The sequence below is a fragment of the Modestobacter sp. KNN46-3 genome, from assembly GCF_011039295.1.
Genome location: NZ_JAAKGN010000012.1, coordinates 40842 through 56034, shown reverse-complemented (window position 1 = coordinate 56034; position 15193 = coordinate 40842). Strand labels below are relative to the sequence as shown.

At 72.9% G+C, this 15193-nt stretch carries 17 protein-coding genes; 11 read left to right on the top strand and 6 right to left on the bottom strand.

All coding sequences use genetic code 11. The features are described from left to right. Positions 1–185: 185 nt before the first annotated feature. Positions 186–905, bottom strand: a complete 720-nt coding sequence (locus G5C62_RS05425; RefSeq protein WP_241175716.1) for a M50 family metallopeptidase — start codon at positions 903–905, stop codon at positions 186–188. A gap of 108 nt (positions 906–1013) precedes the next feature. Between G5C62_RS05425 and G5C62_RS05420 the strand changes: the two genes are divergently transcribed. Further along, positions 1014–1670: an antibiotic biosynthesis monooxygenase gene (locus G5C62_RS05420; RefSeq protein WP_206330475.1), complete on the top strand. Its 657-nt coding sequence runs from the start codon at positions 1014–1016 to the stop codon at positions 1668–1670. A 1-nt stretch (position 1671) separates the two neighbouring features. On the opposite strand, the gene G5C62_RS05415 is transcribed toward G5C62_RS05420, so the two are convergent. Both G5C62_RS05415 and G5C62_RS05410 read right to left on the bottom strand, forming a co-directional pair. Next, the gene (locus tag G5C62_RS05415; protein WP_036332608.1) at positions 1672–2343 is read right to left on the bottom strand and encodes a response regulator transcription factor; all 672 of its coding nucleotides are present in this window, start codon (positions 2341–2343) and stop codon (positions 1672–1674) included. Beyond that, entirely contained in the window at positions 2340–3635 is a 1296-nt protein-coding gene (locus G5C62_RS05410; protein ID WP_206330474.1) for a sensor histidine kinase, read from the bottom strand. Before G5C62_RS05410 ends, G5C62_RS05415 begins: the two co-directional genes overlap by 4 nt. Positions 3636–3773: 138 nt before the next feature. On the opposite strand from G5C62_RS05410, the gene G5C62_RS05405 reads away from it, so the two are divergent. Then, positions 3774–4679: an ABC transporter ATP-binding protein gene (locus tag G5C62_RS05405; protein ID WP_164700186.1), complete on the top strand. Its 906-nt coding sequence runs from the start codon at positions 3774–3776 to the stop codon at positions 4677–4679. Then, positions 4676–5461, top strand: a complete 786-nt coding sequence (locus G5C62_RS05400) for an ABC transporter permease (RefSeq protein ID WP_164700185.1) — start codon at positions 4676–4678, stop codon at positions 5459–5461. The genes G5C62_RS05405 and G5C62_RS05400 overlap by 4 nt, the downstream gene beginning before the upstream one ends. Before the next feature lie 41 nt (positions 5462–5502). On the opposite strand, the gene G5C62_RS05395 is transcribed toward G5C62_RS05400, so the two are convergent. Continuing rightward, positions 5503–7293 (bottom strand): glycoside hydrolase family 15 protein, encoded by a 1791-nt coding sequence (locus G5C62_RS05395; RefSeq protein WP_164700184.1) that lies wholly within the window; start codon positions 7291–7293, stop codon positions 5503–5505. A gap of 281 nt (positions 7294–7574) precedes the next feature. Here G5C62_RS05395 and G5C62_RS05390 point away from each other — a divergent pair, with 281 nt between their 5' ends. From G5C62_RS05390 to G5C62_RS05375, 4 genes are all read left to right on the top strand, one after another. Further along, complete coding sequence (locus G5C62_RS05390) at positions 7575–8129, top strand: isochorismatase family protein (RefSeq protein ID WP_164700183.1); 555 nt, start codon at positions 7575–7577, stop codon at positions 8127–8129. A gap of 56 nt (positions 8130–8185) precedes the next feature. Further along, complete coding sequence (locus G5C62_RS05385) at positions 8186–9043, top strand: metalloregulator ArsR/SmtB family transcription factor (protein WP_241175715.1); 858 nt, start codon at positions 8186–8188, stop codon at positions 9041–9043. A gap of 8 nt (positions 9044–9051) precedes the next feature. Then, the gene (locus G5C62_RS05380) at positions 9052–9657 is read left to right on the top strand and encodes a maleylpyruvate isomerase family mycothiol-dependent enzyme (protein ID WP_164700182.1); all 606 of its coding nucleotides are present in this window, start codon (positions 9052–9054) and stop codon (positions 9655–9657) included. A gap of 487 nt (positions 9658–10144) precedes the next feature. Further along, positions 10145–10372, top strand: a complete 228-nt coding sequence (locus G5C62_RS05375; RefSeq protein ID WP_164700181.1) for a hypothetical protein — start codon at positions 10145–10147, stop codon at positions 10370–10372. A 98-nt stretch (positions 10373–10470) separates the two neighbouring features. Here the strand turns inward: G5C62_RS05375 and G5C62_RS05370 are convergent, their stop codons facing one another. Next, positions 10471–10869: a hypothetical protein gene (locus tag G5C62_RS05370; RefSeq protein WP_241175714.1), complete on the bottom strand. Its 399-nt coding sequence runs from the start codon at positions 10867–10869 to the stop codon at positions 10471–10473. A 128-nt stretch (positions 10870–10997) separates the two neighbouring features. Here G5C62_RS05370 and G5C62_RS05365 point away from each other — a divergent pair, with 128 nt between their 5' ends. From G5C62_RS05365 to G5C62_RS05350, 4 genes are all read left to right on the top strand, one after another. Next, positions 10998–11774, top strand: a complete 777-nt coding sequence (locus G5C62_RS05365) for a glycerophosphodiester phosphodiesterase (RefSeq protein ID WP_036332622.1) — start codon at positions 10998–11000, stop codon at positions 11772–11774. Between the two features lie 103 nt (positions 11775–11877). Beyond that, on the top strand, positions 11878–13248 hold the full coding sequence (locus G5C62_RS05360) for an MFS transporter (protein WP_164700180.1): 1371 nt from the start codon (positions 11878–11880) through the stop codon (positions 13246–13248). Beyond that, positions 13245–14012, top strand: coding sequence for a thymidine kinase (locus tag G5C62_RS05355; protein ID WP_036332626.1), 768 nt, complete (start codon positions 13245–13247; stop codon positions 14010–14012). The genes G5C62_RS05360 and G5C62_RS05355 overlap by 4 nt, the downstream gene beginning before the upstream one ends. A gap of 195 nt (positions 14013–14207) precedes the next feature. After that, on the top strand, positions 14208–14552 hold the full coding sequence (locus G5C62_RS05350; RefSeq protein WP_036332628.1) for an RNA polymerase-binding protein RbpA: 345 nt from the start codon (positions 14208–14210) through the stop codon (positions 14550–14552). A 90-nt stretch (positions 14553–14642) separates the two neighbouring features. On the opposite strand, the gene G5C62_RS05345 is transcribed toward G5C62_RS05350, so the two are convergent. Then, on the bottom strand, positions 14643–15170 hold the full coding sequence (locus G5C62_RS05345; RefSeq protein WP_036332630.1) for an FxsA family protein: 528 nt from the start codon (positions 15168–15170) through the stop codon (positions 14643–14645). Positions 15171–15193 lie beyond the last annotated feature (23 nt).

Here is a 15193-nt window from a genome sequence, read left to right as displayed (position 1 = left end):
TAGTGAATATACTTGATTTGTTAGATCATCATCCTATTCCTCCGTCGGCAGCTTCACATGTGTATAAGCTACAGCCGCCCCACCAGCGACTGAAGGAGACCCCCTCACCCCCCCGGACCTCGCCGGCTCGGCCGGGGCGACTGACCCCTTCACCACCAAAATGGCCATTTCGGTGGTGAAGGGGGTCAGAGGGGGGCGGTGTCGCGGAGGAGCCACCAGCCGCCGAGGAGCAGGGCACCACCGTCGACGAGCAGGAAGACGGCGACCCACACGATCCCCGGCAGCCCGGTGAGCCGGGCCAGCTGGTCGGCGTCGGAGTCCCGGGCCGTGCCCGAGCGGCGCTTGGCCTGGAGCTCCAGGACGGTCTTCGGCGCGGCCAGCAGCAGGAACCAGGTGACGCCGGCCGCGAACGCCGACTGTCCCACCGCGGGCAGCCACCAGGTGGCGGCGAAGACCAGGGTGCTGGTGACGAGCACCGACCACAGGCCGTACCAGTTGCGGATCTGCACCAGCAGCAGGGCCAGCAGCAGCAACAGCGCCCACAGCAGGCCGATCGCGAACCCGGCGGCCAGCAGCGCCGCCGCGCCCAGCCCGAACAGGGCCGGGCCGGTGTAGCCCGCGGCTGCGGTCAGCACCATGCCGGGGCCGCTGGGCCGGCCGGCCGACACCGTGACGCCGGAGGTGTCGGAGTGCAGGCGGATGCCGGCCAGCCGCCGGCCGGTGACCAGGGCGGCCAGGCCGTGCGCCCCCTCGTGCGCGATCGTCACCGAGTGCCGGGCCCGCTGCCACAGGGTGGGGGAGAGGACCAGGGCAGCGGCGAGCGCCGCGGTCAGGACGAGCAGCCAGAGCGGCAGCGGGGGAGAGGTCGCGGAGACCTGCTCCCAGAGCGAGCTGACGACGTCCACCCGGGCATCGTCGCCACTGGACGTGTGCGCGAGGTCAGCGCCACGCCGCTGGACGCGCGGTGACCGACCCGACATCTCCGCGACATCCGCGCCAGGGATGCTGGGGCCATGGAGAGCACTGTCCCGGTGCCGGCGCTCGCGGAGACCCCGCAGCTGCCGGTGACCGTCTCCTTCACCCGGCGGGCCGACCCGGCCCACACGGTGGAGATGACCGCCTGGATCCGGGCGGAACTGACGATGGCCGAGAACTTCCCCGGGTTCCTCGGCGGTGGCTGGGTCCGCCCACGCCACGACGCCGACGAGTGGCACATGCTGTGCCGCTTCGACTCACCGGCGACGATGACGGCCTGGGAGGCCAGCCCGGAGCGACGCTGGTGGCTCGGGTCGGCGCAGGGGCTGGCCGAGGTCACCCGCACCGAGCGGCGCACCGGCATCGAGGGCTGGTTCGACGCGCCGGCCGACGCGGCGACGGAGCTGCCCGCGTCCACCGCACCCCCGCGGTGGAAGCAGGCGGTCACCATCTGGCTGGTGTTCTTCCCGCTCAACCTGCTGGCCACGGTCACCCTGGGTGCGCTGCTGACCGAGGCCCACGTCGTCCTCCGGGTGGCGGTGATGACGCTGACCCTCACCCCGGTGATGACCTACCTGCTGCTGCCCTGGATGACCCGGCGGCTGGGGTGGTGGCTCCGGAAGGACCCCGTCCCCCTCACCCCTCGCAAGCTCGGGGCGAGCCTCCGGACGGGGCCGAACCGGCGCGACCGCTGACTCACACCAGGTCGGCGTCGTGGGTGAGCAGGGCGATCTGGACCCGGTTGGCGACGTCCAGCTTGACCAGCAGCCGGGAGACGTGTGCCTTCACGGTGGCCACGCTGAGGTACAGCTCGGCGCCGATCTGGGCGTTGGACAGCCCACGCCCGACGGCGAGTGCCACCTCCCGCTCCCGGTCGCTCAGCAGGTCGAGCCGCGTCCGCGCGCGCGTCTGCCGGTCCTCGGCCGGGCCGGCCGGCCGCACCGCCGAGACGTGCGCGATGAGCTGACGGGTCACGGTGGGGGAGAGCATCGGCTCGCCGGCCGCCACCCGGCGCACGGCCTCCAGGATCGCGACCGGTGGGGTGTCCTTGAGCAGGAACCCGCTGGCCCCCGCGCGCAGCGCCCGGAGCACCTGGTCGTCGGCGTCGAAGGTGGTCAGCACGATGACCTCGGGGGCATCCGGCGTGGCCTGCAGCAGCTCGGTGGCCGTCAGGCCGTCGGTGCGCGGCATCCGGATGTCCATCAGGACGACGTCCGGGGCGCTGGCCGCCACGGCGGCCGGCACCTCGTCGCCGTCGGTGGCCTCGCCGACGAGCTCCAGGTCCACCGCCCCGCCGAGCACCATCGCCAGCGCCGCGCGCACCAGCGGGTCGTCGTCCACGACGAGGACCCGGACCGGTTCCCTCACGCCGTCCCCGGCCAGGGCAGCTCGGCGCGCAGCCGGAACTCCCCGTCGGACGTCCAGCCGTGCTCCAGGTGCCCGCCGCCCAGGCTGACCCGCTCCAGCAGACCCACCAGGCCGGTGCCGGCGCTGGGCAGCGGCGCGGAGTGCTCCCCGCCGGCCGGCGGCGGGTTGCGCACCTCCACGGTGAGGCCCCTGCCCGGGCCCCCGGCCACGACGACGGCGGCCACCGTGCCCGGCGCGTGCTTGCGCACGTTGGTCAGGCCCTCCTGGACGACGCGGTAGGCGTTGCGCCCAGTGGCTGCCGGGGCCGAGCCGAGCTCGGGCACCCGGTACTCCGCCCGCACCCGGACCCCGGCCCGCCGGCACTCCTCGATCAGCGCGGGCAGGTCGGCCAGCCTCGGCTGCGGGCGGGTGCTCGGGTCGCCGTCCCCACCGTCGCGGAGCACCCCGATCACCTCCCGGAGGTCCTCCAGCGCCTGGCGGGCACTGGCCCGGACCACGCCGGCGGCCCGGGCCACCTCGGCCGCGGGGGCGTCGGGGCGGAACTCCAGCGCCCCGGCGTGCATGCTCAGCAGGGACAGCCGGTGGGCCAGCACGTCGTGCATCTCCCGGGCGATCCGGGTGCGCTCGAGGTGCCGGGCCTGTTCGACCCGCAGCTGCTGCTCGTCCTCGGCCCGCACCGCCCGTTCCCGCAACGACACCACCAGCTGACGGCGGGCACGGACGAACAGGCCCGAGGCCACGACGGCGGCGGTGAGCACGACGCCGAAGCCGAGGAACAGCGGCCACGGCATGTCCTCGGTCGGGCGCAGCAGGCTGTAGGTGACGACCGATGCGAGGTTGAGCCCCGTCACGGCCAGCACCGGGGGGAGCCGGCGGTGCACCGCGACGGTGAACAGCGCGATCAGCACCGCCGCACCGCTCATGTCGGAGAAGCTGCCGATCAGCGCCAGCACCACGGCCACGCCGACCGGCCACCGGCGCCGCCACCACAACAGCAGGCAACCGATGGACCCGGCCAGGACGTCGGCAGCGATCAGCGCATCCGGGTGCGGGCCCGGTTCGCTCAGGGTGATGCCCACGACGACCATGCCGAAGGCGATCGCGAAGAGGAACGCCGCGACGTCGACCGCCCAGTCGCGGACCGAGCGGCGGACCCGGCGGCGTCGGCCCGTGCCGGACGTGGTGTCCGGGCTCCGCTCGGGCACAGCACCCGGGTCGCCCAGGAGCTGGGCCGGCACCAGCGAGGGGTGTTCCACGCCGGGGGCGGACCCCGGTCCCGTCGCCACGCTCACAGGAGGAGGCTACGGACGCCCGTCGGTCGCCGGAACAGACCAAGGTCTACGTCTGCGGCGTCGGCAGCCGGGGGGAGCGGGTGATCACCTACTTCTGGCCGATGCGCGGAGCCGGTCGGACGGAGCAGGGTCTGCACCATGATCACGATCGAACACCTGACGAAGGCGTACGGCGGGCAGCTCGCCGTCGCCGACGTCTCCTTCTCCTGTCCGCCGGGCACCGTCACCGGCTTCCTCGGCCCCAACGGTGCCGGCAAGTCCACGACGATGCGCGCACTGGTCGGGTTGGCCGAGCCGACCAGCGGCACCGCGACCGTCGGCGGGCGCCGGTACCGCGACCTGCCCAACGCCGGTCGCTCGGTGGGCGTGCTGCTCGACGCCGGTGCCCAGCACGGTGGGCGCACCGGGCGGGAGGTGCTCACCCTGGCCTCCCGGGTCCTCGGCGTCGACCGTCGCCGGGTGGACGAGGCGCTGGCGCGGGTGGGCCTGGCCGGGCGGCCGGCCGGCAAGCGCGTCGGCCAGTACTCCCTCGGGATGCGGCAGCGGCTGGGCCTGGCGACCGCGCTGCTCGGCGACCCGCAGGTGCTGGTGCTCGATGAGCCGGCGAACGGGCTGGACCCGGAGGGCATCTTCTGGATGCGCGGGCTGCTGCGCGACTTCGCCGACCGCGGCGGCACCGTGCTCCTCTCCTCCCACCTGCTGCACGAGGTGGAGGCGGTCGCCGACCAGCTGGTGGTCATCTCCGGCGGGCGGATCGTCGCGCAGGGCAGCAAGTCCGAGCTGCTGGCCGGCACCGGCGGCACCTTGGTGCGCGGTCCGGACCGGGCCCTGCTGGCCAAGGCGCTGGAGGTGGCCGGCATCGGCGTCTCAGCCGGACCGGACGACGCCCTCGTGGCCGACGCCGAGGCCCTCGCCGTCGGTCAGGCGGTGGCCGCGGCGGGCGTCGTGCTCACCGAGCTGCGGGCCGCCGGGGGAGCGGGGCTGGAGGACCTCTTCCGCTCCCTCACCGGTTCCTCGCACGAGGTCCAGGAGGTGCAGGCATGAGCACCGCGACCCTCACACCGGAACAGCCGCTCACGCTGGCGGACCACCCGGCGCCGTCCCTGCTCCAGCTGGTGCGGGTGGAGCTGCGCAAGTCCTACGACACCCGCGCCGGGCGGTGGCTGCTGATCGTCATCGGCCTGGCTGTGCTCGCGGTGGTGGCGCTCTCGCTGTTCGTCGAGGACGTGCCCAAGACGTTCACCGACCACTTCGGCTTCACCCAGCTGCCGATCAGCATCCTGCTACCGGTGCTCGGCATCCTGCTGGTGACGAGCGAGTGGTCGCAGCGCACCGCCATGACGACGTTCACGCTGGTGCCGCGCCGCTCCCGGGTGCTCGTCGCCAAGGTGTTCGCGGCCACGCTGCTGGCGGTGCTCGGGGTCGTCGTCGCGGCGCTGGCCTCCGTGCTCGCGACCGTGCTGACCCCGGTCTTCTCCGACGCGGAGAGGGACTGGAGCCTCAGCGCCGCGCTGGTGGGCCAGGTGCTCGTCGTCCAGGTGGTGACCGTGCTGGCCGGTGTCGCGTTCGGCATGCTGCTGCTCAGCTCGCCGCTGGCGATCGTCCTGTACTTCGTGCTGCCGACGGTCTTCACCATCCTGGTCAGCCTGGTGGCGGCGCTGGACTGGGTGCGCGACTGGCTGGACCTGTCGACCACCTCGATGCCGCTGTTCGAGGACGGAGTGGATCCGCAGGGGTGGCTGCAGTTCGGCACCTCGGTGGGGCTGTGGGTGGCGTTGCCGATGCTGCTCGGCTGGCTGCGCATCCTGCGGACCGAGGTCGCCTGACCTGACGGTCGGCGGCGGGCGTCGTCCCGCCGCCGACCGGTTCAGGCGTGCTCGCCGGGGACCCGCAGCGCCCCGCTGAGGTGCCGGGCGGTGTTGACCAGGCCGACGTGGCTGAAGGCCTGCGGGGTGTTGCCCAGGTGCCGGCCGGTCCGCGGGTCGTACTCCTCGCTCATCAGCCCGAGGTCGTTGCCCAGGCCCAGCAGTCGCTCGAACAGCTCCCGTGCCTCGGTCGTGCGGCCGATGCCGTTGAGCGCGTCGGCGAGCCAGAAACTGCACAGCAGGAACGGCGCCTCCTCACCCGGCAGTCCGTCGACCCGGCCGTCGGCGTGGGTGTGGTAGCGGAGCAGGAAGCCGTCGGAGGTGAGCTCGCGCTGCACCGCCTCCACCGTGCCCACGACCCGCTCGTCGTCCCAGGGCAGGAAGCCGACCTGGGGGATGAGCAGCAGGGCCGCGTCCAGGCCCTCGGAACCGTAGAACTGGGTGAACGTCCGGCGCTCGGCGTCATAGCCCCGGGCGCAGACGTCGTCGTGGATCCGCTGACGCAGGTCCCGCCAGCGCTCGACCGGCCCGTCCAGCCCGTGCCGCTCCACGGCCTCGATCGCGCCGTTGACGCCGGCCCAGGCCAGCACCTTGGAGTGCACGAAGTGGCGCGGCTCGCCCCGGACCTCCCACAGGCTGCTGTCCGGCGTGTCCCACACCCCCTCCAGGAAGGCCACCAGCTCCTTCTGGACCGCCCAGGCGTCCTCCAGTGGGGAGAGCCCGGACTCGCGGGCCAGGTGGAGCCCGTCGAGCAGCTCACCCCAGACGTCGAGCTGGAACTGCCCGGCGGCGGCGTTGCCCACCCGCACCGGGGCCGAGCCCTCGTACCCGGGCAGCCACGGCAGCTCGTACTCCGGGATCCGCCGGGACCCGTCCAGCGCGTACATGATCCGCAGGTCGGCGGGGTCACCGGCGACGGCGCGGAGCAGCCACTCCCGCCAGGCCCGCGCCTCCTCGAGGTAGCCCGTGCCGAGCAGCGCCTGCAGGGTGAACGCCGCGTCGCGCAGCCAGCAGTAGCGGTAGTCCCAGTTGCGGCTGCCGCCGAGCTCCTCGGGCAGGGAGGTGGTCGCGGCGGCGACGATCCCGCCGGTGGGCCGGTAGGTCAGCGCCTTGAGGGTGATCAGCGAGCGACGGACCGCCGGTCCCCACTCCCCGTCGTAGCTGCACTGGCCGATCCACTCGGCCCAGAACGCCTCGGTGCTCGTCAGCGCCTCCTCGGCGTCGACCGCCTCGGGCCGCGGCAGGTGCGAGGCGTGGTGGGTGAGCACGAACGGGACCCGCTCACCGGCAGCGACCTCGAACTCGGCTGCGGTGGTGTGGTCCTGCCCGTGCAGCTGGACCGGCGTGGCGAGGGAGACGGCGTCCGGGCCGGCGACGGCGACCAGGTCGCCGTCCACCGAACGCACCCAGGGCACCAGGTGGCCGTAGTCGAAGCGGAGCACCAGGTCCAGTCGCATCGGCACCCGGCCGGACACGCCCTCGACGATGCGGACGACATCGGGGCTCTCGCCCCGCGGCGGCATGAAGTCGATGACGCGTACCGTCCCGGTCGGGGTCTCCCACTCGGTCTCCAGCACCAGTGAGTCACCCCGGTACCGCCGACTGGTGCAGGTGCCCGCTCCAGCCGGCGCGAGCTGCCACCGGCCGTTGCGCTCGTCGCCCAGCAGCGCGGCGAAGCAGGCAGCGGAGTCGAAGGACGGCAGGCACAGCCAGTCGATCGAGCCGTCCTTGCCGACCAGCGCAGCGGTCTGCAGGTCCCCGATCAGTCCGTAGTCCTCGATCCTGCTCGGCACGGGTGGTTCCTCTCGAGTGGGTCGGTCCGCGGGTCAGCCGCGGGTGGCACGCGGGAGGCGCCCTGCGCCCCCTACCGACCAGCCTCTCGCCGCAAACCCCTCGATCCATTCGTTCGACCGTTATCCCCAACAACGGCGCATTACCGAACAAGGGAAGGACCAGCTCCAGCAGGGGAGGGGTGGCCCTGCCGCCGGTCGGTGTCGGACCGGGTCCTCGTGTCGGTGGTCCGGTCTAGCGTTCCCGCTGTCGCACGAGCCGCTGACCAGCAGGGGAGACCGCCATGAGCACGCTGCCCGACCGACCGCACACCGCACTCATCGTCATCGACGTCCAGCAGGGCGTGGTGGCCGAGGCGCCCCGCCGGGAGGAGGTCGTCGGCAACATCGACGCCCTGGTCGAGAAGGCGCGCGGCGACGGGGTGCCGGTCGTCTGGGTGCAGCACTCCGACGAGGAGCTGGTGCGGGGGAGTGACGAGTGGCAGTACGTCCCCGAGCTGGTGCGGGCGCAGTCCGAGCCGTTGGTGCACAAGTCCTACGGCGACTCGTTCGAGGGCACCGACCTCGAGGACGTGCTGGCCGACCTCCGCGTGGGCCGCCTGGTCGTGGCGGGGGCAGAGTCCGATGCCTGCATCCGGTCGACGATCCACGGGGCCTTCACCCGGGGCTACGACGTCACCCTCGTCGGCGATGCCCACACCGCCGGCGACAAGAGCGCCTGGGGCGCGCCGCCCGCGGAGCAGGTCATCGCGCACACGAACCTCTACTGGCAGTTCCAGGCGGCGCCCGGTCGCACGGCCGGGGTGGTGGAGACGCGGGACGTGACCTTCTCCGGGTGACCGAGTGGGGAACGACCGCTGCCGCGACCCGTTGACACATGCAGGTGTTCACCTGCATGATCCTGTTCATGGACGCCGAGGCGAGCGGGATGGACGCCGTCTTCAAGGCGCTCGCCGACCCGACTCGGCGGCTGTTGCTCGACCGGCTGCGGGAACGGAACGGCCAGACCCTCGGTGAGCTCTGTGCGCACCTGGGCATGGCCCGGCAGTCGGCGACCCAGCACCTCGACGTCCTGCAGCGAGCCAACCTCGTCACCGTCGTCCGGCGGGGTCGGGAACGGCTGCACCACCTCAACCCGGTGCCGATCCACCAGGTCCAGGAGCGTTGGATCTCGGCGTTCGACCGGCCCCGGCTTTCCGCCATCAGCGCGATCACGCAGCAGGCAGAGGAGCAGGCCATGGCCACCAGCACGAGCACGTCCGGAGTTCCCGACTACGTCTACGTCACCTACGTCCGCGCGAGCGCCGAGCAGGTGTGGCGCGCGTTGACCGACGCCGACCTGACCGCCCGGTACTGGGGGCACGCCAACGTGTCCGACTGGCAGACCGGGTCGACCTGGGAGCACCGACGCACCGACGGGTCGGAGAAGGTGGACGTCGCCGGGCGGGTGCTCGAGTCGGTGCCCCCGACCCGCCTGGTCATCACGTTCCAGGAGCCGGCGGCGGACGGCGACGAGGACCCGGTGGGGGAGCCGTCGGTCGTGACCTTCGCGGTCGAACCGCACGAGGGCATCGTCCGGCTCACCGTCACCCACGAGCGCCTCGCGGACCAGGCCAGCCACGACGGTGTCTCGCACGGGTGGCCCGCCGTGCTGGCGAACCTCAAGTCGCTCCTGGAGACGGGCGAGGTGCTGCCGGCCGAGCCGTGGCAGATGACGCCGGTGCGCGGCGCTCGTGCACACGCGGACGCCTGAGCGACGTCGTGACCGAGCTGAGCCAGAGCCCACTCGGAGCGGACGTCGCGCTGGCGGCCAGAGCCGGTCGCTACGCCCTGGACGAGGTCGGGGCGCTGACCATCGGCGACCTGGACCGGCCGACGCCCTGCGCCGACTGGGACGTCCGGTCCGTCGTGGCGCACCTGGCGGACGTCGCCGATGCTCTCGCCGGCCTGCTCGACACCGGTCGGCTGACCATGCCCGAGTCGCCGGCGCGGCCCGCCGACGACCCGGTGGCCGGCGCCCAGCGGCGGGTCCAGCAGTTGCTCGACCAGTTGCAGGCAGCCGGTGAGCAGGGGAGCTACGGACACCCGGCACCGTGGGCGGCCGAGGCGGCCCACGGTGCCGCGATCGAGTTCACCGTCCACGGCTGGGACGTCGCCGCCGCACGAGGCCGGGCACACCAGATGCCGGCAGACCTCGCTGGGGACGTCCTGGCCCTGGCCGGTGGGCTGCTCGACGACTCGGCCCGCGGGACGTCGTTCGCCGCCCGGGTGACCTCCGGACCGGACGAGTCACCTGTCGAGCGCCTGGTCGCCTTCATGGGCCGAGGCCCGGCGCAGTGGACCCGGTCGGTGACCACGGGCGCGTGAAGAGACCGGTCGGGGTCTGCCATCTCCACTACTTGACATAATGTCGATTATCGGCGGATGTGTCATCGCTGGTCGGGGCGGTGAACTGGCCGGCACGACCGTCTTGCGGCGTCCTCGAGGCGACGCCTGCGGTGAGTCCCCCGAGGCCCTTTGTCGCAGGCGCACGCCGTCCACAGTGAGCTGCGGGCTGTTCATACCAAGACCACTCGGCGTGCTGCTCCGACGCGGCCGCGGTGGTGATCGCCCTGATGTTGATCATCCAGCTCCGTGGACCGACCAGCGATCCTGGACGGCCCGGGTGATCTTGGAGCGACGATCGACCGCCGCCGGCCGGTCACGGCCACGGCCACGGCCACGGCCACCAGACGCTCCCTGTGGCCGGCTCCTCCTGGACCGCTGGGTCGGCCTTGATACGTCACACTGACGAAAAGACCATGCTGACTGGTTCCAGGCGGCGGCGGCGGCCGTCTGTTCGTAGGGTCGGTCCATGAACATCCGACGCCCAGTGGCTGCATTGTTCGTCTCGCTGGCTCTTGTCGGCGGTCCGGCGCTGACCGCCTGTGGCGACCCGGCCGGCCTCGACCGAAACGACGGCACCACTGACGACAGCGACAACACCGGCGGCAGCAATCCGGGCGGTGAAGACCAGGGCAACCTCCCGGACAACTCCGACGGCGAGGGTGACGTGGGCGGCGGCGTCGAGGACGGCAGCTGATCGACCACCGGACCACTCCCCTGCCGACAACCGGGCTGGGCCCAGATCCGTCACTGTGACGGATCTGGGCGCAGCTCCGCGGTCGAACGCCGGACGGCTCAGCCGGCCGCCTTGCCGTTGAGCCAGAGACGATCCAGTCGTCCGGTGGAGTGGACCAGGTCGGCCAGGGAACGCTCGAGCTCGGCCTTGGTGGGCTTCTCGGTGAGCAGCGTCTGGACGTCCTCGATGGCGCAGCGCAGTTGGTACAGCCGGTCCTGAAGGCCGTCCAGCTCTGCCCGGGTCACCAGGACGACGTCCGCGGACAGTCCGGCCTTCGCCGTCGCCGACCGCTGCTCGTACGCCCGCTGCCGGCACGCCTGGCCGCAGTAGAGCCGGGGCCGGCCGACCGACTCCTGCGCCGGAAGGACGTTGCGGCACCAGCCGCACCGTCGCTCTTCGCCCTCGGGACGCCGCGTCCGAGGGACCAGACGGGCCTCGACGCCCTGCTCTACCGTCACGGCTGGGACGGTAGACGCCCGGCCCGCCCGTCCGCCGCGGACACGCCCGAGGCCGCTCCCGGCGGGTGGGCGCGTCGTCACCTGGACCACCTCCGAGACGCTGCGGACCACCGCACTAGCGTGGGGGCGTGCCGGGCTCGCGTTACGCCTTCCTCGACGGCCCGACCCCGGTGGCGATGGCCCACCGCGGTGGGGCGATCGAGCACCTGGAGAACACCCAGCCGGCCTTCGAGGCGTGCGTGGAGCTGGGCTACCGGTACATCGAGACCGACGTCCGGGTCACCTACGACGGCGAGCTCGTGGTCTTCCACGACCCCACGCTGGACCGGGTCACCGACCGCACCGGCCGGGTCGACAGCCTGCCCTGGCGGGAGATGCGCACGGCGCTGATCGGTGGCCGTGAGCCGATCATGCGGCTGGAGGACCTGATGGGTGCCTGGCCCGACGTCCGGTTCAACCTCGACATCAAGGCCGCCGGCGTGCTGGCGCCGCTGGTGCACAGCGTCCGGCGGCTGAAGGTCGAGGACCGGATCTGCCTCGGTTCCTTCTCCGACGCCCGCATCGCCGCGGCGCGACGCCTCTTCGGCCCGGACGTCTGCACCTCCCTGGGGCCCAAGGGCGTCGCCGCGCTCCGGCTGTCCTCCTACTCGCCGCGCGCTGCGGGGTTGGTCCGGATCCAGGCCGGGTGCGCGCAGGTGCCGCTGGCCCTGGGGGGCCGCCCGCTGGTCGACGAGCGGTTCATCGCCGCGGCACACGCCCGGAGCCTGCAGGTCCACGTCTGGACGGTCGACAGCGAGGCGGAGGCCACCGAGATGCTCGACCTGGGCGTCGACGGCGTGATGACCGACCGGCCGGCCATGCTCCGCGACCTGCTGGTGTCCCGGGGGCAGTGGACCGGCGCGTGAGCGTCGTCCGCCAGGCGGCTGCGCACCGACCGGTCGGGCACGGCACGCACCGGCAGTCGGGCCGGTGCTGGACCGCCGTCCCCGCGCCTGGCACCCTGCGCCGGTGAGCGCCGCGCCGCAGGTCGACCCCGCACCGCCGCCGGACCAGGCGCTGCGCCGCGAGCGCGCCGGTTGGTACTCCTACGACTGGGCGATGTCGGTCTTCAACACCTCGGTGACGACCGTCTTCCTCGCGCCCTACCTCACCTCGATCGCCGAGGCGGCCGCCGACGCCGAGGGCCGGATCCACCCGCTGGGCATCAGCGTCCCGCCGGGCAGCTGGTTCGGGTACGTGCTGTCGCTGTCGGTCGTGCTGCAGGTGCTCGTGCTGCCGATCACCGGGGCCATCGCCGACCGCAGCGGCGCCAAGCGCCAGCTGCTGGCCACCTTCGCCGCCCTCGGCTCGCTGTGCACCATGTCGCTGTTCTTCGTCGCCGGTGAGCGCTACCTCCTGGGCGCTGCGCTGTTCATCGCGGCCAACCTCTCCTTCGGCGCGGCGACCGTCGTCTACTACTCCTGGCTGCCGGACCTCGCCGGGCCGGACGAGCGGGACGCCGTCTCCAGTCGCGGCTGGGCCTGCGGCTACCTGGGCGGGGCGCTGCTGCTGGCCGGCAACCTGGCGCTGTTCTCCCAGTACGAGACGCTGGGCCTGACCGAGGGCGAGGCGGTGCGGATCTGCCTGGCCTCGGCCGGGATCTGGTGGGCCGGGTTCACCGTGGTCAGCGTCTCGCTGCTGCGCAACCGGCAGCCGCGCGAGTCCGCCGTGGCGGTGCCACCCGGGCAGGGGGCGCTCTCCGGTGGCTTCCGGCAGCTCGCCGCGACGCTGCGCGACCTGCGGCGGTACCGGCTCACCCTGTGGTTCCTCGGCGCCTACCTGCTGTTCAACGACGGCGTGCAGACGATCATCGGGGTGTCGGCGCAGTACGGCGCCGAGGAGCTCGACCTCGACCAGTCGACGCTGATCTCGGCGATCCTGCTGGTGCAGGTGGTGGCCTTCTTCGGGGCGATCGGGATGGGCCGGATCGCCATGGTGATCGGTGCCAAGCGCACGGTGCTGGGCAGCCTGGTGCTGTGGGTCGGCGTCCTGGTGGCGGCGTACTTCGTGCAGTCGGGCGCCGTCGTCCAGTTCTACCTGCTCGCCGTCTGCATCGGCTTCGTGCTCGGTGGCACCCAGGCGTTGTCCCGCTCGCTGTTCAGCCAGCTCATCCCGCCGGGCAAGGAGGCCGAGTACTTCGGCTTCTACGAGATCAGCGACCGTGGGACCAGCTGGCTCGGCCCGTTCCTGTTCGCCCTGACCTACCAGCTCACCGAGTCCTACCGGTACGCGATCTTCAGCCTCGTCTTCTTCTTCGTCGCCGGCGGCTGGCTGCTGGCCCGGCTGGACATGCGCCGCGCGGTCGTCGAAGCCGGCAACACCCCTCCGGAGCGTCTGTGACCCCCACTCCCCCCGCCGGTCAGCTCGCCGCCCTCGACGCCTCGCTGGACGTCGTCCCGGCCGCCGGCGACCGGCGTCGGCACCCGGCGCCCGCCCATCTGGTCTTCTTCCACGGACCGATGGACTGCGGGAAGTCCACCCTCGCCCTCCAGGTCGACCACAACCAGAGCCGGCAGGGCCGGCACGGGCTGCTGCTGACCCAGGGCGACCGCTCCGGCACCCCGCAGATCAGCTCCCGGGTCGGGCTGCAGCGGGCGGCGATCGAGCTGCACGCCGACACCGACGTCCGGCTGCTGGTGCGCGACCGCTGGGCCGCCGGGCAGCGGGTCGACTACCTGATCGTCGACGAGGCGCAGTTCCTCACCGGCGCGCAGGCCGAGCAGCTGGCCGAGCTGGTCGACGAGTCCCACGTCGACGTCTACGCGTTCGGGCTGACCACCGACTTCCGCACCCGGCTGTTCCCGGGCACCCAGCGGCTGTTCGAGCTGGCCGACGACGTGCAGCGGGTGCAGGTCGAGGTGCTCTGCTGGTGCGGCCTGCCCGGCCTGCTCAACGCCCGGGTGGTCGGTGGCGCCGTGGTGCGCGAGGGGGCCACCGTGGTGGTCGCCGACACCGCTCCGGCGTCGCAGCCGCCGGCGGACGTCCCCGAGGTCGCGTCCGGCGGGGACGCCGCCGTCCGCTACCAGGTGTTGTGCCGGCGGCACTACTACCGCGGTCAGCTGGGCCCGACGCCGACCGTGGCGGGGCAACTGGCCCTGCGCTGAGCCGGTCCGGTGCTCACCCGTCGAGGTGGTTGAGCGCTGAGACATCACCCCGTGCGATGATGTACGACTGACGACACGGAATCTCTTTCCTTCATCTGTCGTTGACCCCTGCGACACCCCGCACCGGATGCGTGAGCATGCGGCTGCCCGGGCAGTCCAGATCTGACCGACATCAGCACGAGAGGACGGTGTGCCATGGGCGAGCGTTCGCTACGCGGAAGCCGACTGGGCAGCGTGAGCTATGAGACCGAGCGCAACACCGCGCCCATCGAGCGGCAGTACGCCGAGTACCGGTGTGCCCAGGGGCACCTCGTCACGGTGCCCTTCGCCGATGACGCCGAGCTCCCCGACACCTGGGAGTGCAAGTACGACGGTTCGGCCGCCAAGCTGGTCGGCGGCGCGGAGCCGGCTCCCAAGAAGGTCAAGCCGCCGCGTACGCACTGGGACATGCTCCTGGAGCGTCGTTCGGTCGACGACCTGGAGGAGGTCCTCGCCGAGCGGCTCGAGGTGCTCCGTGGTCGCCGGACCCGCGCGTCCTGAGCGTCTTCGACTGAGCTCACGCTGAGCTGAGCACGGCACGGCCCCGGTGGGAGTCCCCACCGGGGCCGTGCTGTGTCCGGGGGCGGGGGGTCAGGGGTCCGTGCGCTCCGGGGCGACCTCGCCCTCGATCACGCGGCTGGCCGGCCCGGCGCGGAACGGCTGGTCGGGGCCGGCGACCGGCTCGGTGCGGGTCGAGCGCACGTACACCGGGCCGCGCAGCCGGTCCGGCAGTCGCCGCAGCAGGCCGCGGGTGATCAGCGCGCGGGGCAGGGCACGGGTGGCCGGCAGCAGGCACAGCAGGCCCAGCAGGTCACCCAGGAAGCCGGGCAGCACCATCAGCAGCCCGCCCAGGGCGACCAGGCCGGCGTCGCCGAGGGCCCGACCGGGGGCCCGGTGCTCCTCGGCGCGCAGCCGCAGCTCCCCCAGGGCCTTGGTGCCCTGCCGGGCCAGCAGCGCCCAGCCCAGCGCGCTGGTGGCCAGGGTGGCGAGGATCGTCCAGCCCAGCCCGATCCAGGAGGCGACCAGGACGTAGACGACGACCTCGGCCAGGGCGCCCAGCCCGATCGCCGTCCGCAGCCCCGACGACCTGCGTCGTGGGGCGGTGTGGCTGGTGGCCATGCGTTCTCCCTCCGCCCGCGGGG